Source organism: Streptomyces sp. NPDC048442, assembly GCF_040651475.1.
In the GTDB taxonomy this organism is placed as follows: Bacteria; Actinomycetota; Actinomycetes; order Streptomycetales; family Streptomycetaceae; genus Streptomyces.
This window is the reverse complement of the sequence record NZ_JBEZKB010000016.1, coordinates 186,044-205,919: the sequence shown is the minus strand read 5'-3', so window position 1 is coordinate 205,919 and position 19,876 is coordinate 186,044. Positions and strand designations below refer to the sequence as shown.

At 70.6% G+C, this 19,876-nt stretch carries 14 protein-coding genes and 1 pseudogene; 5 read left to right on the top strand and 10 right to left on the bottom strand.

The window, feature by feature from the left end; genetic code table 11:
* A pseudogene (locus AB0D18_RS24025) lies at positions 1-308 on the top strand (hypothetical protein); the annotation flags it as partial.
* Here the strand turns inward: AB0D18_RS24025 and AB0D18_RS24020 are convergent.
* The gene (locus AB0D18_RS24020) at positions 236-748 is read right to left on the bottom strand and encodes a helix-turn-helix domain-containing protein (protein ID WP_362422038.1); all 513 of its coding nucleotides are present in this window, start codon (positions 746-748) and stop codon (positions 236-238) included. The pseudogene AB0D18_RS24025 and the gene AB0D18_RS24020 sit on opposite strands and share 73 nt — an antisense overlap.
* Before the next feature lie 331 nt (positions 749-1,079).
* A complete protein-coding gene (locus AB0D18_RS24015) occupies positions 1,080-1,856 on the bottom strand; it encodes a MerR family transcriptional regulator (RefSeq protein WP_362422035.1) in 777 nt (258 codons plus the stop codon).
* A 241-nt stretch (positions 1,857-2,097) separates the two neighbouring features.
* On the opposite strand from AB0D18_RS24015, the gene AB0D18_RS24010 reads away from it, so the two are divergent.
* Both AB0D18_RS24010 and AB0D18_RS24005 read left to right on the top strand, forming a co-directional pair.
* Positions 2,098-3,324, top strand: a complete 1,227-nt coding sequence (locus tag AB0D18_RS24010; protein ID WP_362422032.1) for a serine hydrolase domain-containing protein — start codon at positions 2,098-2,100, stop codon at positions 3,322-3,324.
* Positions 3,325-3,587: 263 nt separating this feature from the next.
* Entirely contained in the window at positions 3,588-5,171 is a 1,584-nt protein-coding gene (locus tag AB0D18_RS24005; protein ID WP_362422030.1) for an alpha/beta fold hydrolase, read from the top strand.
* A 117-nt stretch (positions 5,172-5,288) separates the two neighbouring features.
* Here AB0D18_RS24005 and AB0D18_RS24000 read toward each other — a convergent pair whose 3' ends face one another.
* The 5 genes from AB0D18_RS24000 to AB0D18_RS23980 form a co-directional block, all read right to left on the bottom strand.
* A complete protein-coding gene (locus AB0D18_RS24000) occupies positions 5,289-8,321 on the bottom strand; it encodes a glycoside hydrolase family 38 C-terminal domain-containing protein (protein WP_362422027.1) in 3,033 nt (1,010 codons plus the stop codon).
* Between the two features lie 91 nt (positions 8,322-8,412).
* Positions 8,413-9,666, bottom strand: a complete 1,254-nt coding sequence (locus AB0D18_RS23995) for a glycosyl hydrolase (protein ID WP_362422025.1) — start codon at positions 9,664-9,666, stop codon at positions 8,413-8,415.
* Positions 9,667-10,335: 669 nt separating this feature from the next.
* Entirely contained in the window at positions 10,336-11,256 is a 921-nt protein-coding gene (locus AB0D18_RS23990; protein WP_362422022.1) for a carbohydrate ABC transporter permease, read from the bottom strand.
* Entirely contained in the window at positions 11,256-12,356 is a 1,101-nt protein-coding gene (locus tag AB0D18_RS23985; protein ID WP_362422020.1) for a sugar ABC transporter permease, read from the bottom strand. Before AB0D18_RS23985 ends, AB0D18_RS23990 begins: the two co-directional genes overlap by 1 nt.
* 16 nt (positions 12,357-12,372) lie before the next feature.
* Complete coding sequence (locus AB0D18_RS23980) at positions 12,373-13,668, bottom strand: sugar ABC transporter substrate-binding protein (protein ID WP_362422017.1); 1,296 nt, start codon at positions 13,666-13,668, stop codon at positions 12,373-12,375.
* Positions 13,669-13,922: 254 nt separating this feature from the next.
* On the opposite strand from AB0D18_RS23980, the gene AB0D18_RS23975 reads away from it, so the two are divergent.
* Positions 13,923-15,104 (top strand): LacI family DNA-binding transcriptional regulator, encoded by a 1,182-nt coding sequence (locus tag AB0D18_RS23975; RefSeq protein ID WP_362422015.1) that lies wholly within the window; start codon positions 13,923-13,925, stop codon positions 15,102-15,104.
* Between the two features lie 73 nt (positions 15,105-15,177).
* Here the strand turns inward: AB0D18_RS23975 and AB0D18_RS23970 are convergent, their stop codons facing one another.
* Together AB0D18_RS23970 and AB0D18_RS23965 are read right to left on the bottom strand one after the other, a co-directional pair.
* Complete coding sequence (locus tag AB0D18_RS23970) at positions 15,178-16,497, bottom strand: solute carrier family 23 protein (protein ID WP_362422012.1); 1,320 nt, start codon at positions 16,495-16,497, stop codon at positions 15,178-15,180.
* An 81-nt stretch (positions 16,498-16,578) separates the two neighbouring features.
* Positions 16,579-17,730 carry an aryl-sulfate sulfotransferase gene (locus tag AB0D18_RS23965; protein ID WP_362422009.1) on the bottom strand — a complete coding sequence of 384 codons (1,152 nt, stop codon included), beginning with the start codon at positions 17,728-17,730 and terminating at the stop codon, positions 16,579-16,581.
* Positions 17,731-17,867: 137 nt separating this feature from the next.
* Here AB0D18_RS23965 and AB0D18_RS23960 point away from each other — a divergent pair, with 137 nt between their 5' ends.
* On the top strand, positions 17,868-18,416 hold the full coding sequence (locus AB0D18_RS23960) for an XRE family transcriptional regulator (RefSeq protein WP_362422007.1): 549 nt from the start codon (positions 17,868-17,870) through the stop codon (positions 18,414-18,416).
* A 30-nt stretch (positions 18,417-18,446) separates the two neighbouring features.
* Here the strand turns inward: AB0D18_RS23960 and AB0D18_RS23955 are convergent, their stop codons facing one another.
* Positions 18,447-19,784: a cytochrome P450 gene (locus AB0D18_RS23955; protein ID WP_362422005.1), complete on the bottom strand. Its 1,338-nt coding sequence runs from the start codon at positions 19,782-19,784 to the stop codon at positions 18,447-18,449.
* Between the last annotated feature and the right edge of the window lie 92 nt (positions 19,785-19,876).

Sequence of the window (19,876 nt, the reverse complement as noted above, 5' to 3'; positions counted from 1 at the left end):
GCCATCGGCTGCGGGCCGTGCGGCTGGCCGCTGCGGGGGCGCGGCGGGAGCTGCGCATGGAGTTTCCGGCGGAGCCGGCCAAGGCCGCCACCTTCCTCTCCCACAAGTGGGGCCGACAGCGCGACCGGGCACCCTCGGCCCTCGTCCTGCGCGCCTCCGTGGGCCATGCCGACCGCGTCGCCGCGATCCACGACGCGATCGGCAGGCTGCCCGGTACGGAGGTGTCCGGCGCGCTCTACGAGGGAGTCGGCATCGCGGCCTGCATCTCCTCGGGCCGCACGGCTGCGGCGCGCCTGCTGGAAGGCTGATCCGCGCGGCCGTCCTGCTGCGCCGGGAGGGTGGCCCCCCGGGGTGCGGGGCCGGGGACCGAGTCCTGGTCAGGGTCCGGGGCCGGTCCGGGACCAGGTGCTGCGGCGGACCACCGGCCGTCCTCGCGCTGCGCTACCAGCCCGCACCGGGACAGTCCGTCCAGGTGCTTGGCGACGGTGCGCGCCGTGAAACCGACCGCCTCGCTGAGGGCCTCCGTCGTGGCGCCCTGAGCCCCGCTGCCCTGCAGACAGGCCAAGGTGCGCTGCGCGTGCCGGCTCAGCCCGTCGGGGGGCGTCCGGTCGGTACCGGCGGACGCCTGGGCGACAACGGCGGCGGGCGTCCGGGCGAGGCCGGTGGACGTCTGCGGGACGTCGGTGGACGCCCGTGCGGCGACAGGCTCGCGGGCGGGCCGGGGCGTGCGCCGGTCAACGGGGGTCACGGGCCGGGGAGTCCGGTTCACCCGACGGTGTTTACGGCCCTTCTGTTTGTCGTTCCTGCTCGTACGGCTCAACACGATCTCCTTCGGTGTACGAACTGTCACTCGATCCAACGAAGCAGTCCGTGAAGGGAGTCGACGGTTGACGCACTTTTCTGAAGACTCACCGGTCCGGTCCAACGGGAAGGGTGTGCCGGGCGACTCTGACGGCCTTTTCCCGCTGCGGGCCGTGACCCGCCGCACGTTCGTACGGGGCGTTCCGCCGCCCACGAAGGCGGAGATACGGGGCGTCCCGCCGCCCACGAAGGCGGAGAACGTACGGAAGCGGCGGCCGTCACTGACCCGGAACGGCGATACCGGCTGCGCGCAGGTTCGCCTCGACCAGCCTGTTCAACCGGGCGATGGACGGAGACAGGTCCTCCCGGTGGTGGTTGACCATTCCGTACCGGGAGGCGGCGTCGGGCCGGTCCTGAAACCCGGCCGGCATCGCCAGCAGCGCGCGGTGGGACAGCAGCTTGTCGGCCAGCGTGGAAGCCAGCTCCTCGATCCGCGGGTCGTCCGGATCCCAGGCCCTCGCATCCCAGCCGCGCTTGGTCAGCTCGACGGACTCGGGATCGTCCAGCGAATGTTCAAGCCGGATCAGGAAGCTGTCGAAGATCTCCGGAACCAGTGCCCGAGCCAGCACCAGAGCTTCCCGCTGACCAGCCACGTAGTCGGGAGCGAAGCCGAGTTCGGCGAGCCGGTCCAGGGCCGCGCAGGCCCGGTCGGGCAGCAGTGCCCGGTCGCCGTGGTCGAGACGGTGCAGCCTGTCGCGGCGTGCGGTCAGGTCTTCGATCCGTTCGGTGAGCCGGTGATGGACGTCGTCCAGGGTGGCGGCGAACGTCTTGGGATCGGCGTCGAGCAGGTCACCGATCTCGGCCAGCGGCACGCCGGCCGCAGCGAGGGTCCGGATCTGGACCAGCCGGAACAGCTCGCCCGACCGGTAGCGGCGGTAGCCGGAACCGTCGCGATGCGGCTCAGCGACCAGGCCGAGCCGGTGATAGTGCCGCACGGTCTTGATCGTGACACCGACGAACGCCGCCGCCTGACCGATCGTGAGCCCGTCTGCCATCGGTCGGCGCACCTCCGGATCGTAGGGCGGCCGCGGTCTCGCGAACCGCGTCGGCCGGGAAGTCCGGACGATCGCAGGAGCGAGGATAGCGCGCACCTGTTCCAGCCCATCGCCCTTGACTGCGAAAGGGGGTTGACCTTGACCTTGGGTCAAGGGTGCAGGCTCCTCACATGGCCGCACAAAGGGCCAGGCAGCCACCGGGGCCGCCGTGTGAACCCACACTGTGAACAGGAGATTCATCATGGAAACAAGCATCAACGGCTTCTCCGACGCAGGGCTGCGACGGCTGCGCGAAGTGCTGGCACGGCATGTCGAGTCCAAGAAGATTCCCGGCCTTGTCGCCCTGGTCAGCCGCGGCGGCCGGACACACGTCGAAGCGATCGGGACGATGCGTCATGACGGTGGCCCGCCGATGCGCCGGGACACGATCTTCCGGATGGCGTCCGCCTCCAAACCGGTCACGATGGCGGCGGCGATGACCCTGCTCGACGAGTGCCAGCTGCGGCTGGACGACCCGGTGGATCAGTGGCTGCCCGAACTCGCCGACCGGCAGGTGCTGAAGCGGCCCGACGGACCGCTGGACGACACCGTGCCGGCGCAGCGGCCGATCACCGTACGGGACCTGCTGACCTCCACGTTCGGGCTCGGGGTGGACTTCGAGTCGATGGCTTCCCCGATCAGGGCCGCGACCTTCGAGCGTCTCGACTACAGCGTGGCGTCCGGGCCGGCTCCGGAGCCGGACGAGTGGATGCGCCGCCTCGGCGAGCTGCCGCTGCAGTACCAGCCCGGAGTGCGGTGGCAGTACGACCTCAGCAACGAGGTGGTCGGTGTGCTCGTCTCCAGGGTCACGGGACAGCCGTTGGAGACGTACCTGCGGACACGCGTCCTCGATCCGCTGGGGATGAAGGACACCGCCTTCCACGTACCCGCCGACAAGATCGACCGACTGCCGCCCCTGTACGGGCCCGACCCGCAGACCGGCGAGTTCGTCGTGTGGGACGAGGCGGCAGGGGGAAGGTCCAGCGTGCCTCCCGCGTTCCAGGGCGCCGGCGGCGGTCTTGTCTCCACCGCCGACGACTACCACGCCTACTTCCAGATGCTGCTGAACCACGGAATGCACGGCAGTGAACGGATCCTGTCCCGGGCCGCCGTCGAGCTGATGACCACCAACCGCCTCTCGCCCGGGCAACTGGCCGCCCGAGAGGCCATGTTCAGCAACGTCGCCCACCTGTCGTCCGGCCAGGGGTCGAGCGGTGGCTGGGGCTTCGGGATGTCGGTGCGCACCTGTCGCGGAGACTACGCGCCCGTCGGCCAGTTCGGCTGGTTCGGCGGTTCCGGCACCACCGCCTACGCAGACAGGACCCACCAGCTCACCGGAGTCCTGCTCACTCAGGTCGGACTCTCCACCCCTGATTCGCCGCGTGCCATGAGCGACTTCTGGACCACGCTCTACCAGGCCATCGACTGACAACGGGCTCGACCGGCGGCGTTGCCGAACTGCCGCCGGGCGCTCCGAACCCTGAGCTTCGTGTCATACCTCGGGCTGACCGGGCCGGGCGCGGGTCATCCGAGCGACTCACCCCGACGTCGTCCCAAGGAGCGAACGCCGCAGTGCCCGGAGCCGGGAGCATGGGAGGCACGTGCTGGGACGAGAACCGGGAAACGGGGTCGTCGCACGGGACAGGTGCTCGCCCTCCGCGCAGCGCCTCTCGATCGGAGGGCATTCACTTCATGCACCGCAGCATTTCCCTGGCGGCACTCGCACTGGCCGGCGTCGGCATCACCGCATGCGGGTCACCGGCCGGCACTTCCATGCAGACCGCGAGCAGTTCGACCTCGGGGCAGGCCTCAGGGCCGGCCTCAGGGCCGGCCTTGGGGAACGGACAGCGGGAGAACGCGGAGCGCTTCGACCGGCAGAAGATCCGCTGGGGCGCGTGCGAAGAGGAGGACATCAACGACGGTGTGGTCTGCGGCCGGCTGACCGTGCCGGTCGACTGGTCCAAGAAGGACTCCAGGACGGTCGGCCTCCAGGTGTACCGCTGGGACACCGCGGACCCGGCCAAGACGAAGGACGGGACCAAGACGAAGGACAAGACCAAAGCGAAGGCCAAGGCCAGGGGGACGATCGTCAACATACCGCCGGGGCCCGGGGATTCCGGCTTCATGGGCTTCGGTGAGCTCCGCAAGAACCTCCCGGACTACGACCTGATCGCTCTCGACCCGCGCGGAATCGGCCGCAGCGGACCGCTCCTCTGCCCCGCCGAGAACGCCCTGAAGGTGCCGCTCGTACCGCCGACCACGAAATCCGGGTTCACCGCACTGAAGGCGAACCAGCGGACCCTGTGGTCGAAGTGCCGCACGCAGCCCGCGGAACTGAAGGATCACCTCGACGCCTTCAGCAACGCCAAGGACCTGGAGACGCTGCGGAGGTCGCTGAACATCCAGAAGATCAACCTGTACGGATTCTCGTACGGAACCCTCACCGCCGAGCGGTATCTCGGTCTCTTCGGCGAGCACGTCAACGGCTCGCTCCTGGAAGGGGTGATGAACCCCGCGCTGCCCCGGCGGGACTTCGTCACCACGGCCGCCGCCGGAAGCCAGGCCGTCTACCAGCGGTTCGCCCAGTGGTGCGGCACCGAATCCGGGTGCGCCCTGCACAGGCAGGACGTGGCCTCGGTCTTCCGGAAGGCACAGCAGCAGGCACGGAGCGGCGCCCTCCCCGGAACGTTCCACGGCAGGCCCTGGTCGGAAGCCACCGTCACGCAGTACCTGGAGACGAGCCTCGGCAACGCCCAATTCGCCGAAGCGGCAAAGGGGTTGAAGGAACTCGCCGAAGGCAGGAACCCTGTGCCGGACGGAGAAGGGCCCGGCGGCGAGGAAGAGGTCCCGGAAGAGGTGCCGTACGCGGACCCGATCGTCTGCTCCAGTTTCGACCTGGCCGTGAAGGGCCCCAAGGACGCCGAAGGGGATCTGGCAGCCGCCAGGAAGGCCGCACCGGTGGTCGGCTACTCGACGAACGCCGGCGCCTACACCTCCCTCTGCGTCGGCAGCCCCGCCCCGGCCCCCGGTTCCGCCGACCCCGTCACCTCCCGCAGCGCGCATCCCACGATGCTGCTCAGCAACTCGCACGATCCGGCGACGCCCAAGGCGTGGGCGGACGCCGTGGCACGCCGACTGGGAACCAAGGCGATCCACACGGTCACCGACCGGGTCGGCCACGGTGGCGCATTCGGCTCCCCGGCCGCCCGCCAGAAAGCGATCGACTACATGGCCCGCGCCAACACCGGCCTGACCGCCGAAGGCCGGCAGGGCTAGCCGGCAGGCCCAGCACGACGATGCCGCACCACGCACAGCGGGGCCGCCGCCGACGTGACCTCTCGTCGGTGGCGACCCCGCTCAGCCATGGACCGGCTCAGGCCCAGCCCCTCCAGCTCAGCCCCTGCGGAACCGCAGCGTCCGCAGTTCGAACGCGCGCAGCCCCACGGCCACCCCGCCGTCCACCGGCTCCGCCTCCGCGCCGTCCAGCGGTCGCTCCAGCAGGTCGGTCGCGACCACGTCCACCGCCGCGAAGCCCGGCGTGAGGACCGTGCGGGCCCGGCCACCGTGCGCCTCGTGGAAGCGGACCACCACGTCGCCGCTGCCGTCGTCGGCCAGCTTGAGGGCAGTCACCACGACCGCGTCGTCGTCGACGGTGACGAGCGGGGCGACCTCGCCCGCACCGGTCAGCGCGCGTTCCGGCAGGTTCACCCGGTAGCCCTCCCGGACCGCGTCGCCGATCGTGGCGCCCGGCACCAGCGAGTGCCGGAAGCGGTGCACGCCCTGGTCGGTCTCCGGGTCGGGGAAGCGCGGGGCGCGCAGCAGCGAGGCGCGCAGCGTCGTCGTCGTACCGCCGTCGCCGTCCGCACCGTCGCGGACGGTGCGTGTCACGTCGTGCCCGTACGTCGAATCGGTGACCAGCGCGACGCCCCAGCCGGGCTCCTCCATGTGCACGAAGCGGTGGTTGCAGGCCTCGAACTTGGCGGCCTCCCACGACGTGTTGGTGTGGGTGGCTCGGTGGAAGTGCCCGAACTGCGTCTCCGACGCGTACCGCTCGGCGTGCACGTCCAGCGGGAACGCCAGCTTCAGGAACTTCTCCGTCTCGTGCCAGTCCACCTCGGTGTCGATGTCCAGGCGGCGCGACCCGGGCCGCAGGCTGAGCACCTGCGTGGCCTTCGAGTCGCCGAAGGTGCGCACGATCCGCACCGCCGCCACGCCCTCCCCCGAAGTCTCGGGGCCGACCTCGTCAGCCTCCGTCAGGTCGGTGACCGTGTTGCGGTAGAAGGCGTCCACGTCCCAGGCGTCCCACATGTTGGGGAAGTCCGGGTGCATCTGGAGCAGGTTCGCGGGCGTGCCCGGCGCGACGGTCTCCCGGCCGGCCTCGATGTCGTACGCGGAGACGACCAGCCCGCGGGGATCGACGACGACCCGCAGCAGCCCGTTGTCGAGTACGAACGAACCGTCCTCGCCGTCGGTGAGGCGCGCACCCTGTGCCCGTACGGCCGTCGCCGCGCCGCCCGCCGGCACCCCGTCGCGGTCGTGCGGCGCCGCGTTGAAGACCAGCGGCGTGCTGCCCTCGCCCGCCAGCGCCCGCTGCGCACCGTCGATGATCGCGGTGAGCTCGGCCGCCACCTTCCGGTAGGTGGCCTCCGCCTCGCGGTGCACCCAGGCGATGGACGAGCCGGGCAGGATGTCGTGGAACTGGTGCAGCAGCACCGTCTTCCAGATCCGGTCCAACTCCTCGTACGGGTAAGGGAATCCGGCTCGTACGGCGGCGGTGGCCGCCCACAGCTCGGCCTCCCGCAGCAGGTGTTCGCTGCGCCGGTTGCCCTGCTTGGTGCCCGCCTGGCTGGTCAGCGTCGCCCGGTGCAGCTCCAGGTACAGCTCACCCACCCACACCGGCGGCTTCGGGTACTCGGCCTGCGCCTTCTCGAAGAACTCGGCGGGCGTGCCCCACTCGACGCGCGCGGAACCCTCCAAGTCCTTCAGCCGCGCCGCCTTGGCGATCATCTCGCGGGTGGTGCCGCCACCGCCGTCGCCCCAGCCGGTCGGCGCGAGCGACACCGAGGCGACGCCCTTGTCCTTGAAGTTCTTCGCCGCGTGGGCGATCTCGCTGCCCTTCATCGAGCAGTTGTAGGTGTCGACGGGCGGGAAGTGCGTGAAGATGCGGGTGCCGTCGATGCCCTCCCACTGGAAGGTGTGGTGCGGGAACTTGTTCACCTGCGACCACGAAATCTTCTGCGTGAGCAGCCACTTGGCGCCCGACGCCTTGATGATCTGCGGCAGCCCGGCCGCGAAGCCGAAGGTGTCCGGCAGCCACGCCTCATCGTTCTCCACCCCGAACTCGTCGAGGAAGAACCGCTTTCCGTGCACGAACTGACGGGCCATCGCCTCCGAGCCCGGCATGTTCGTGTCGGCCTCCACCCACATGCCGCCGGTCGGCACGAACCGGCCGTCCTCGACCGCTGCGACGACCTTCGCCCACACCTCGGGGCGGTGCTCCTTGATCCACGCCCACTGCTGGGCCTGCGACATCGCGAACACGAAGTCCGGCTCGTCCTCCAGGAGCGCCGTCATGTTCGACGTCGTACGCGCCACCTTGCGCACCGTCTCGCGCAGCGGCCACAGCCACGCCGAGTCGATGTGCGCGTGCCCGATCGCGGTGATGCGGTGCGCGGACGGCTCGGCCGGCGTCGACAGCACGCCCTCAAGGCACGAACGGGCGGCGGCAGCACTGCCGTTGACGTCCTGCAGGTTGACGGCGTCCAGGGCCCGGTCCACCGCGCGCAGGATGTCGTAACGGCGGGCGGAGTCCACCGGCAACTCCGCCATCAGCTCGCCCAGCACCTCCAGGTCGATCACCAGCTGCCACACCGTCTCGTCGAAGACGGCGAGGTCCATCCGCTCGATCTTGTACAGCGGGTTGGAGTGGGAGGTCTCGATGTCGCCGAGCTGGGTGGGGAGGAAGGGGTGGTAGTCGAGGAGTACGGGGTTGGAAGCGCCCTCGATGCGCAGCTCGATCTCTTCGCCGCCCTCGACCGGGGCGCCGATGCGCACCCACTGGTTGCGCGGGTTGAGGCCCTTCGCCGGGGTGCCGTCGGGCCGGTAGACCAGGCCTTCGCACTGGAAGCCCGGCATGTTCTCGTCGAACCCGAGGTCCAGGATCGCCTCGACGGACCGCCCCGCCCACTCCTCGGGCACCGTACCGGTCACCGTGAACCAGCTCGTGCCCCACGGCTTGCCCCACATGTCGCCCACCGAGACCGGTTTCGGCGCGGCCGCCAGGCCCTCCTCGACGGGCACCGGCTCGCCGGGTGCGTCCCACACGGCGACCTCCAGGGGCACCGAAACGGGGTAAACGGCAGGACGGATGCGCTCGTCGAGGACGCGCTTGAGCCGGGCCTCGACAAGTCCGCGGTCGTCATGCATGGGGAGGTCTCCTTCGGTGCGGTGGCGATGCTGCTGGTGCTGGTGCTGGTGCTGGTGTTACGAGAATGAGGGGTGGGGCGTGAGGGGAACGTCAGGCGACCTGCTCGACGGTGACCACGTCCGTGATCCCCCGGGCCGCCAGGTGCTCCGCGTCCTGGGCGCGCGAGGCGAGGACCGCGGTGGGGCGCACCCCGTCCGCGGCGAGCCGGAAGAACGCCTCGTAGAAGGCGCCGCCCGGCGCGCACACCGACCGGGCCGGCGTGGTCAGGCTGTCGCCCGCGTCCACCACCAGGGCGGTCGTACGGGGCGCGGGCGCGAAGATGCGGGTCCCGTCGGCGTACTCGCGGGCGTACCGCTCCAGGACCCGCGCCGTGTCCTTCGGCTTCCGGTCGTTGGTGAGCACCCCGAGCCCGTACTCCAGCTCGGGGAAGTCCGCCAGCGCACGCGACACGTCGTGCGAGCACCACCAGGTGACGCCCCACAGCTGCGGGCAGTCGAGCGCGGCCCGCAGCGTCGCGTCGGTGAACTCGGCGGCGTGCTCCGGCGGTACGAGCGGGGCCGGCGCGCCGACCTCCTGGAGCCACACCGGGCGGTGCGGGTCGCGCGCCCAGGCCTGCGACAGCTCGACGAGGTAGGCGGCGTGATGCTCGCTGGGCACCGAGGCCCGGCCGTGCAGCTGGGCGGTGCCGTTGAACACCCAGGAGTGCACCGCCGTCATCGCCCCGTGCCGGGCGGCGTGGTCGGGCGTGAAGGGCATGTCGTCCTGGTACCAGGTGGCGTCGTACTCCGCGTGCAGGTGCGGGCGGCCGGGGGCGCCCTCCTCGCAGGCGGCGAGCATCCGGGTCAGCCAGGCGTCGATCTGGTCGGGGGTGGCCCGGTCCGGGTCGGGGTGCGGGTCGGCGGAGAACTGGTTGACCTCGTTGCCGACGGTCATGCCGATGAAGTTGGGCCGGTCGGACAGGGCCTGGGCGAGCGTCTTCAGGTACTCGGCCTGACCCGAGATGACGTCCGGGTCGGTGAAGAGGTTGCGGCGGTGCCAGGTGCGGGTCCAGGCGGGGAGGAAGTCGAAGCTGGACAGGTGCCCCTGGAGGCCGTCGACATTGACGTCGAGGCCGAACTCGGCCGCCGCGTCGGCCATGTCGAGCAGCTGCTCCACGGCGCGCGGCCTGATCAGGGACCGGTTGGGCTGGAAGTACGGCCACAGCGGGAAGACCCGCACGTGGTCCAGACCGAGCGCGGCGATCGACTCCAGGTCGGCGCGGACGGCGCCGGGATCGTAGTCCAGCCAGTGGTGGAACCAGCCCTGGCTGGGGGTGTAGTTCACGCCGAAGCGGGGTGCGACCATCGAAAGGCTCCAGAAGAGGTACGGGGGCGGGGGCGGGGCATGTGTACGGGCGTTCAGCCGTTGCGGGGACCGGGCTCGGCCTTGAAGAAGGCCAGGCTCGTGCCTCACGGAGGGCCGGGGACCCAGCCCTTGCGGAGGGGCGGGTCCTGCCCTTACGAGGGCCAGGTCCGTCCCTCGCGGAGGGCGGGATCGAGCCCTTGTGGAGGGGGCGGGTTCAGTTTTTGCGGCGGCTGGGGTCAGCCTCCGCGGAGGGCCGGTATCAGCCCTTGTGGAAGGGCCGGGTCCAGCCCGGCAGGGGACTGGGTTCGGTTCTTGCGGAGGGGCGGGTAGAGCCCTGGTGGAGGACGGGATCCAACCCGGCGGAGGGGTCCGGCCCTTGCGGAAGCTGGGGTCGGCCTCCGCCGAGGCACACGGCCGGGTCGTCGCCCAAGCGGGGGTCAGCCTCTGCGGAGGGCCGGGTTCAGCCGGTGCTGAGGCTGCTGAGGCTGGGGCCAGCCTCGGCGAAGGGCGGTACAAACCCCTCACGGAGTGGCCGGGTCCAGCCCGGCAGAAGCCGGTTTCAGCCGCCGGGGGCCGGGCCCGGCCCCTGCGGAGACTGTGTTCGGTCCTTGCCGAGGGCCGGGCTCGGCCCTGGCGGAGACTGGGGTCAGCATCCGCGGAGGGCTGGGTTCAGCCCTTGACCGCGCCTTCGCCGACTCCGCGGAAGAAGAAGCGCTGCAGGCCCGCGAACATCACGATCAGGGGGGCGACGGCGATGATCGTGCCCGCCGCGACCACGCGCTGGTTGTTGGCGAAGGTGCCGTGCAGGAAGTTGAGTCCCACGGTGAGCGTGAAGTTGTCGGAGTCCGACAGGACGATCAGTGGCCACAGGAAGTCGTCCCAGGCGCCCATGAACGCGAAGATCGCGACGACGGCGAGGGTGCCCTTGACCGAGGGCAGCGCGATCCGGGTGAAGCGCTGCCACACGTGGGCGCCGTCGACGATGGCCGCCTCCTCGATCTCGTACGGGATGGCGCGGAAGGCGTTCCGCATGAGCAGCACGTTCATCGCGCCGATGCAGCCGGGCAGGACGACCGACAGGAGGGTGTCGTTGATGTCGAGGGTGCGCATGGTCGCGAACTGGGCGATCATGATCGCTTCCATCGGGACGAGCAGCGCCGCCACGAAGACGAGGGAGGCGATGCCGCGCCCCTTGAAGCGCAGCCGGGCGAGTGCGTAACCGGCCATGGCCGCGCCGACGATGTTGGTCAGGACGTTGGTGACCGCCACCTTCAGCGAGTTCAGGATGTAGTCCCAGACCGGGATGATGTCCGCGACGCCCTGGTAGTTGTCGAACGTCGGGTGCTGGGGCAGCAGTTGCGGCGGCGAGGTGAAGATGTCCTCGGTGGCGCCCTTGAGTGACGTGGACAGCTGCCACAGGAACGGGCCGATCATGACCAGCAGCACCAGGGTCAGTGCCAGGTAGCGGACCACGAGCCGCCAAGTGGGCGTCCTGCGGCCGGAGTTGCGGGCCCGGGGCTGGTATCCGGGGCGGGGGTCGGACTTCCGTGCGGGTGCGGGGGCCGCCGGGGATTCGGTCGTGGTGGTCATCAGTCCTTGTCCTTCCGGTCGGCCCGCAGCACGAACAGCATCAGGATCAGCGTCAGTACGAACAGCGTGATCGAGATCGCGGAGGCGTACCCGGTGCGTCCCTGGAGCCCGGTGCCGACCCGCTGGATCAGCATCACGAGGGTGGTGTCCTGGCCGCCGGGACCGCCGGTGGGGCCGGCGATCATGAAGACCTCGGAGAAGACCTTGAAGGCGGAGACCGAGGACAGTGCGCCCACCAGGACCATGGTCGGCCGGACCGCGGGAACCGTGATGGCGAAGAACCGCCGGATCGCACCCGCCCCGTCCACCTCGGCGGCCTCGTGCAGCTCACGGGGCACGTTGGTCAGCGCCGCCAAGTAAATGATCATGTAGTAGCCGAGGCCCTTCCAGACCGTCAGCAGCATCGAACTCAGCAGCAGCAGCCACTGGTTGGAGAGGAAGGGCACGGGGTCGACGCCCAGCATCTGCAGCACGCCGTTGATGAACCCGCGGTCGTCCAGCATCCACACCCACATCAGGGCGACGACCACGACGGACGCCACCACGGGGGTGTAGAAGGCGGAGCGGAAGAACCCGATGCCCGGCACGTGCTTCTGCACGAGCAGCGCCAGCAGCAGCGGCAGGAAGACCAGCAGGGGCACGACCACGACGACGTACAGCGCGCTGTTGCGCAGCGCCACCCAGAACTGTTCGTCGCTGAACAGGGCCTGGAAGTTGGCCAGTCCGACGAACTTGCCCTCGGTGAGGGTGCGGGCGTCGGTGAAGGACTTCCACACCGTCGCGAGGAACGGATAGAGGTTGAACGCCAGGGTGATCAGCAGGCCGGGCGCCAGGAACAGCCAGGGGCTGAGTGCGCGGTGGGTGCGGTGAGGGCGGTGGGCTCGGGCGGTGCCGGCGGTGCCGGCGGTGCCAGCGGTGCCGAGAGTGCCGGCGGTGCCAGCGGTGCCAGCGGTGCCAGCGGTGCCGAGGGTGCCGGGGGTGCCGGGGGTGCGGCGCCCGCCCTGCCCGTCGCCGCTCCCGGAGGCGCTGCGGCGGGCAGGGCGGGACCCGCCACAGGACACGGAACCGGCCACCGGGGCCGTTTCGGAGGAGGTGCTCACGTGGGCCGCCGTCCCGTCAGTTCTGTGCGAGGAGCTTGTTCATCTGCTCCACCGCGCTGTCCAGTGCGGCCTTCGGGGCGGCCTTGCCCAGGAAGCACTTGGCTATCTCGTTGCGCAGGATGGTCTTCATCTCGTCGCTGAAGAGCACCGGCGTGTAGTTCACCGCGCCGGGCAGCATCTTGGCCGAGGCGACCCGGATCTTGCCGTCCTCGGTGCCGTCCTCCTTCGTCCAGTAGTCCTTCTCCAGCGAACCCTTGGTGGAGGGGAAGACGGCGACCTTCTTGCCGAAGGCCTCCTGGTTCTTCCGGTCGGTGACGAAGTGGGCGAAGGCCACGGCGGTGGCCGCGTTCTTGCTCTGCGAGTTCACCGAGAGGCCCTGCAAGTACATGTTCTGCTTGCCGGTGTTGGTGGGCACCTCGGTGATGCCGAGGTTCTCGTACAGCGACGGGGCGTTCTTCTTGAAGGTTTCCAGGTCGTGGGCGCTGCCCGGGTTCATGGCGATTTCCTGCTGGAGGAACTTCGTGCCCGTCGAGTCGTCCTTCAGGGTCAGCGTCTGCTTGTGCAGCCCGCCCTCGTCGTACAACTTCTTGTACTTGGTGAGGAGTTCGACGCCCTTGGCGCTGTTGAGCGTGAACTTCCTTCCGTCCTTGTCCATCGGCTCGACGCCGTAGCGCCCGAAGTCTTCGATGGTGGGCGGCTGGCCGAGGGTCGCCTTGCCCTTCTTCGCCAACTGTCCGGCCGTGGCGAACAGTTCGTCGAAGGTCTTCGGCGGCTTCTGTGGATCCAGGCCGCCGTCCTTGAACACCTTCTTGTTGTAGAAGAGCGGCCCGCTGTTGAGGTACCAGGGGAAGGAGTACGTGCCGTCCATGCCGGGCATCCCGAAGCCCTGCCAAGCACCCTCCAGGTACTCGGGCTTGAACTTCGACGCGACCTTGTCCTTGTCCAGGTTGAGCAGCATCCCCGCCTTCGCGAGCGGGTAGGCCAGGTCGGGGGAGAGGTTGACGACGTCCGGCAGCGAGCCGGCCGAGGCGTCGGCGCTCAGCTTGTCGGCGTAGTTGTCGGCCGGCTGGTCCACCCAGTCGACCTTGGTGCCGGGGTACTGCTTCTCGAAGTCCTTGATGACGCCTTCGAAGTAACCCTTGAAGTTCGCCCTGAGGTTCCAGGTCTGGAACTTGATGCTGCCCTCTACCTTGCCGTCGGTGGACGAGGCCGTGCCGCTGCCCCCGCCACCGCACGCGGTGACCACGGAGAGACAGAGGACCGTACCGAGACCGACGGCTGCCCGGATCGCGACACTGCGACGAATGGACATGGGTGACTTACTCCTTGCCTGGGTTCTTGCCTGGTGCGAAGAGCTCGGCGTCAGCCTGTAATGCGATTTCCTTTACGTCAACGCTCGATAAACCCGCCGAATTTAAGAAACCGCAGGTCAAGGGAGCTAAAAAGAACTAAATTCTCTAAACCTGGGGCGGTTGTACCGCATAGGGTGAGCATGAAGAGAGGCGTGACGACGACGCCCGGGAGTAACTCGAAGGGATTTCTGCGGACATGGGTGCGCCCAGGGCAATGGAGCCCTCACGCAATGCAAGGGCCGGCCCCCGGGACCCCGGGGCGCCCCCGCCGCCCCGCATACCGACGCTCAAGGAGGTCGCCCGCGAGGCCGGTGTGTCCACCAGCGCGGTGTCCTTCGCCCTCAACAACCGCCCCGGCGTCTCGGCGGCCACCCGCCGCAGGGTCATCGAGGTCGCCGAGCGGCTGGGCCGGGGCACGGGACCCGGCGGCCGCAGCACCACGGCCGAACGCTCCCGGGCGATCGGGATGGTGCTGGCCCGCCCCGCCGGAAGCCTCGGCGTCGAGGCGTTCTTCCTCCAGGTGGTCTCCGGAATCCAGGCCGGACTGGCACCCCACGGCCACGCCCTGGTCTTCCAGATGGTCGACGACATCGACGCCGAGTGCGACCTGTACCGGCGCTGGTGGGCCGAGGGCCGCGTCGACGGGGTGATTGTGGTCGACCCCAGGGTGAGCGACCCGCGCCCCGACGTCCTGTCGGTGCTCGGACTGCCCGCCGTCGTCGTCGGCGCCATGGACACACCGGGCGCCGCACGTCCCGGCTCCGCCAGGTCCGCTCCGATGCCCGTCCTCGGCTCGGGCCGCCGGGCCAGGCTGTCCAACATCTGGGCGGACGACGCCGGCGCGATGGACCTGATCATCCATCACCTCTACGAGCTCGGGCACCGCCGCATCGCGCACATGGCAGGCCCCCCGGGGCTCGCCCACACGGCCCGCCGCATCGCCGCCCTGCGTTCCACCGCCCGGCGCCTCGGGCTCGACCACACGGTCTCCGTGACCACCGACTTCACCGACCGCCAGGGCGCCAAGGCGGCCCGCCGGCTCCTCTCGGGCGCCATGCAGCCCACCGCGCTCATCTGCCACAACGAGGTGATGGCGGTCGCGGCGGCGGGCGTCGCCACCGAACGCGGACTGCGCATCCCGCAGGACGTGTCCGTCGTGTCCTGGGAGGACTCGGCGATCTGCCGCACCTTCCACCCCCGGATCACCTCCCTCTCCCGCGAACCGGGAGCGTTCGGCCTGCGGGCGGCCACCGAGGTGCTGAGCCTCCTCGGGGGCTCGGAACCGCGCTTCCTCCAGGATCCGCTGCCCCGCCTCGAAGCCCGCGAGAGCACGGCGGAGCCACCGGCCCGGAGCCCGCAGCCTCCGGCGGTGCCGCCGCCGCGCACGGCGCCGTGACCCCGTGGTCCGTACGCAGGTGTGTCCAGCAGCCGGAACTGGTGGTCGGTGGAGTCCGCCACGACTGCGCTCTTCAACGCGCCGAACGCGTCCGGCCGACTGCCGTGAGCAGGGCATGCAGCAGGACGGCCGCGAGCGTGCCCGCGACGACTCCGGACCCCAGCACGGTACGGACCCAGGACGGGAAGCCGGTGTAGAGCTGAGGGGCGACGACCGGAAGCAGCCCCACGGCCAGGGCGAGCGCCGCGACCATCGACTGACCCTGCTGGGCGAGGTCGGACCTGGCGAGCATCTGGACGCCCATGACGGCGATGAGCGCGTAGACCACGAGCGCGGAGCCGCCCACCACGGCCGGCGGCACACCCGCGACCAGGCGGGAGACGGGGGACAGCAGGCCCACCGCGACGAGCAGGACACCGGCCGCCGCGGTCACGTACCGGCTGCGCACCCCGGTGAGACGGCTGATGCCGATGTTCTCGGAGCTGGTCACCATCAGGGACGTGCCCCACACTCCGGCGAGCAGCGACATCAGCGCGTCGGCACGGGCGACCCTCGGCACGTCGCGGCCGGGAGCGGCCTCGCGGCCCGAGGTCTCGCTGTTGAGGACGGTCTGGCCGGTGATCTCGGCGAGCGTGGTGAGGCTGAAGATCAGCAGTGGGAGGGCGGCGACGACGTCGAACTGCGGTGTTCCGTAAGGGAAGAGGCGGGGGAGGGCGAAGCCGCTGCCGGCGGCCGGGCCGAAGGTGCCGAGCCCGGTCGTCACCGCGAGGACGGTACCGGCCGTCATCCCGATGAGGACCGCACTCTGCCGCCACACACCGCGCAGCAGCAGGTACGCGGCGAGGGTGACGGCGACCGTCAGCCCGGCGAGCACGACGGACCGAGGCAGCGCTTCCCCGGTCGGACCGGTGATGAGCTGGGCGGCCACGCGCACCATGGCGATGCCGATCAGCAGCACCGTGACGCCCATGACCAGCGGCGGGAAGAGGCGCACGATCCGCGCGTAGAGCGGAAGCACGGCGAGCAGCAGCGCCGCGGCCAGCAGAACCGAACCGGTGGCCACGGCCGGGCCGTGGTCGGCCGCGATCTGCAGGAACAGCGCGGCGGCAGCACCGCCCGGCAGCATCACGAACGGCAGCCGCGCCCCGACCCGCCAGACCCCGAGCGACTGCAGCAGCGACCCGGCACCGGACAGCACGAGAACGGCGCTGAGCAGCGACGCGGTGCGGGAGGGCGAAAGGTGCAGGGCGGCGGAGGTCAGGAAGACGGTGGATATGGGGGCAGCGGCCATTGCCAGTACGTGCTGAAGCGCCAGGGGTATCAGCCGCCGGAGGGGAACCCATTCGTCGGCGGGGGAGGCGGGGCGGGGTGCGGTCGTGGCGGCCGTGGTCACCACGTGTCCTCCAAGCGGGGCAGTTGGCCGGTCGTCGCGGTCACGGTGCGCCCTCCAGTCGGGCCGGGCGGTCGGTGGATGTCACGACTCACCCTCCAGCCACGGAAGTTCGTCAGCCCCGTACCGGTAGGCGCGGAAGACCGCGTTCGGTTCGGCCGGGAACAGGCCGCGGACTTCGGACTCCTCGTAGCCGCCGAAGTACGGCACGACGTATTCCCACACCACCTGTCCCATGGACGTGACCTCGAAGAGCCGTCCTGCGGGGGAGTCGGTGACCAGGGTGTTCCCGTTGGGCAGGCGCTGCGCGGATCCCATGAAGGGGGCGAAGAACGACTCCCTGGCGGGGTCGTGGTACTCCCACACCACCTCCTTGGTGGCCCGGTCGATCTCGATCACCCGTGAGTACGGGACGTCGTGCCCCGGCCGGAAGACGCCGTTGTCGAAGACGAGGAAGTTGCCGTCCGCCAGCTCGGTGGGGTGGTGCTGCTGGGAGACGGTGCCAGGATCGGTGCGCCACAGGACCTCCCCGGTGGCGCGGCTGATGACGACGACGGCCGAGACGCTGCGCAGGCTCGCCAGGATGTTGCCGTCCGCGAGCGGGACGACGGAGTTGATCAGGGGCCAGTGCTCCCGCGCGTAGTCGGGATGCAGGGCGTACTCCTCGCGGTCGAGATGCTCGGAGGCCCGCCAGGACCAGATTTCGGTGCCGTCGGCGTCCACCTGTACGACGGTGTCGGCCCAGACGGTCCCGCCCTTCGCCTCGGAGCCCGCCACGCCTCCCCGTACGCCGTCCGCCTGCGTCCCGGTGAGGGGTTCGACGGCGGTGTAGAGGATCCCGCCGTCGTCCAGGTGGTGGGCGTCGTGGTGCTGCAGGGGATCGCGGTGCTCGCGCAGCGGCGTCCCGTCGGGGGCGTACACGCCGAGGACGCCGCCCCGGTACTTGTGCCACATCGGGAACAGCGCATCCTCACCGGGCAGTACGCCGTTGTGGGCGAGGTTCCCGCCGGGCAGGATCCGCGCGTGCCGGCCGGCCCGGTACGGCAGCTGCCAGGTGTGGACGCTCTCGCCGTGCAGGTCGATCAGGTGCACCGCTCCGCCGCCGGTGAGCGGGGCGAAGAGGGTGAGGCCGTCGAAGGCGAGGTCGGGGTCCAGGGCGATGAGGCCCGTGCCGCGGCGGCGGCGCTGATTCTGGTCGACGGATGAGACGGATGAGACGGAGGGTGCGGAGGGCACAGCAACTCCTTGTCAGAATTTCTTTGACACGGTGGAATGACTTTGAAGGTAGGGGAGTTGTGTGTCAGCGGTGTGACAGGAGTACGAAGCCTCCGGCGACGCTGCGTAAGGTGATCGCCAGAGGTGATGTGACGACCATGGAAGAAACGCACGGGCGCGGACTCGGCGGCGCCGTGCGCCGCCGCCGGCGGGCACTGGACCTGACGCTGGCGGTGCTGGCCGAACGCAGCGGCCTGTCGGTGCCGTTCCTCAGCCAGATAGAGAACGAACGCGCCAGACCCAGCATCCGCTCCCTGCAGCGCATCGCCGACGGGCTGCAGACCACCGCGGTCCAGCTCATGGCGGCCGCCCACGACACGGGGAGCTCTCTGCACGTCGTCCGCGCCCACGACGACGCGGGCCTTGCCGCCGACACCGGGGTACGCCCGCTGGTGCGGGGCAACCGTCAGATGCACGCCCTCGAATTCACCGGGACCCAGCACGCGGACCGCGAATTCCTGCACCAGAACGACGAGTTGATGTACGTGGCGGACGGCACGGCCGAGGTCCACGCCGAGGGCCGCACCCTCGTGCTCGACCGTGGCGACACCCTCTACCTCACGGGCGGCGTGCGCCACCGCTGGCGCGCGACGAGCCCGGACACCCGGGTCCTGCTGGTGGCCGTCTCGGACGGCGGCGACCTCTGACCTCCGCGGCCGGGGGCAGGCGGCCGGGGGTCAGGCGGACACCATGAGTGTGGTGACCGTACTGATCGTCAGCGTCCGCGGGGGCGGGCCCGGCGGGGCGGCCAGGCGGAGGGTCGGGAAGCGGGTGAAGAGGGCGGAGAGGGCCGTACGGAGCTGGAGCCGGGCCAGCGGTGCGCCCAGGCAGAAGTGCGGGCCCCGGCCGAAGGCCAGGTGCGGGCCTTCGGGTCCGGGGAGCCGGAAGGGGCCGTCGTCCCCGCCGCCGCCCCTGTCCCCGCCGCCGCCGCCGTCCCCGTCCCCGCCGCCGCTCTCGCGAGCCGGGTCGCGGTTCGCCGCCGCGTAGCACAGCAGCAGTGCGTCGCCCGCGCGGATCCGCCGCCCGCCCAGCGTCACGTCCGCACGGGGGAAGGCGAACGGCAGCGAGAACACGCTCGCGTCGTGGTTCAGCGCTGCTTCGACGACCTCGTCCCAGGACACCGTCCCGCCGAGGGCACGCTCCAGCTCGCGCGGATGCTCAAGCAGGGCGCGTACCGTGTTGACGAGGGCGGACACCGTCGTGTCGAAGCCGGCCCCGAGGAAGAGCCAGAGGGTGTCCCTGGCTTCCTGCGGGCTGAGCCTGTCCCCGGCCTCCGCCGCCTCCTTGAGCACGGTGACCAGCCCGCCGTCCGCGCCCGGCGCGATCGGCCGTTCCAGCAGATGGTCGAGGTACGCGCGGATCTCGGCGCTCAGCAGCCGTGACTCCTCCGGGGTCAGGGCCGCCCGGGACAGGGCGCGGAAGACCAGAGAGGTGGCCCGGGGCTGTTCGTCGTCGGGGACGCCGAGCAGCGAACACAGCACGTTCAGGGCGAGCGGCAGGGCGAACTCCGCGCGCAGATCCACCGGTCGGTCCTTCGGGTCGAGGCCGTCGAGCAGCCGCTCCACGGTCCCGGTCACCGTGGGGGCGAGTGCCTTCACCCGGCGCGGCGCGAAGGCTCCGGCCGCCGCCCTGCGCAGCCGGGAGTGGTCCGCGCCGTCGGACGTCAGCATCCACTGCCGGTTGAGGTGGTCGATCATGGGCCAGTCCGCAGGAACCTCCCCGTCGTGCAACGCCCGCCAGTGGGCGGGGGAGCGGGCGAACAGCGGCCGGGTGAGGACCTCTTCCAGTTCCGCGAAACCGACGACGGCCCAGCAGTCCACACCGCCGGGCCACTGCGCCGGTACGACGCTGCCGTGCGCACGCAGGAGGCGCGCCTGCTCCCTGAGGTCCAGGTGGGGATCGAGGGTGACGCGGTCCGGCCCGATGGGGTGCCTCCCGGGAGCGAGGGGGATGTCGCCCTCCATGCTGCCCCTGACCGTGTGTCCGTACGCACGGTCGCCGGCGGGGGTCCGCACCCGGGTGAGCCGTGTCTCACCCGGGTGTCGCGGCTTGTTTGTGCAACAAGTTGCATAGGAAGATCGCGGTGTCCCCCGCCCGTCCCGAAAGG

What these genes read in the sequence shown, in the direction of transcription:
- AB0D18_RS24010 (WP_362422032.1), top strand. Translation starts at nt 2,098, where the DNA reads ATGGAAACAAGCATCAACGGCTTCTCCGACGCAGGGCTGCGACGGCTG.
- AB0D18_RS23995 (WP_362422025.1), bottom strand. Translation starts at nt 9,666, where the DNA reads ATGGTCGCACCCCGCTTCGGCGTGAACTACACCCCCAGCCAGGGCTGG.
- AB0D18_RS24000 (WP_362422027.1), bottom strand. Translation starts at nt 8,321, where the DNA reads ATGCATGACGACCGCGGACTTGTCGAGGCCCGGCTCAAGCGCGTCCTC.
- AB0D18_RS23980 (WP_362422017.1), bottom strand. Translation starts at nt 13,668, where the DNA reads ATGTCCATTCGTCGCAGTGTCGCGATCCGGGCAGCCGTCGGTCTCGGT.
- AB0D18_RS24005 (WP_362422030.1), top strand. Translation starts at nt 3,588, where the DNA reads ATGCACCGCAGCATTTCCCTGGCGGCACTCGCACTGGCCGGCGTCGGC.
- AB0D18_RS23975 (WP_362422015.1), top strand. Translation starts at nt 13,923, where the DNA reads ATGGAGCCCTCACGCAATGCAAGGGCCGGCCCCCGGGACCCCGGGGCG.
- AB0D18_RS24015 (WP_362422035.1), bottom strand. Translation starts at nt 1,856, where the DNA reads ATGGCAGACGGGCTCACGATCGGTCAGGCGGCGGCGTTCGTCGGTGTC.
- AB0D18_RS23960 (WP_362422007.1), top strand. Translation starts at nt 17,868, where the DNA reads ATGGAAGAAACGCACGGGCGCGGACTCGGCGGCGCCGTGCGCCGCCGC.
- AB0D18_RS23990 (WP_362422022.1), bottom strand. Translation starts at nt 11,256, where the DNA reads ATGACCACCACGACCGAATCCCCGGCGGCCCCCGCACCCGCACGGAAG.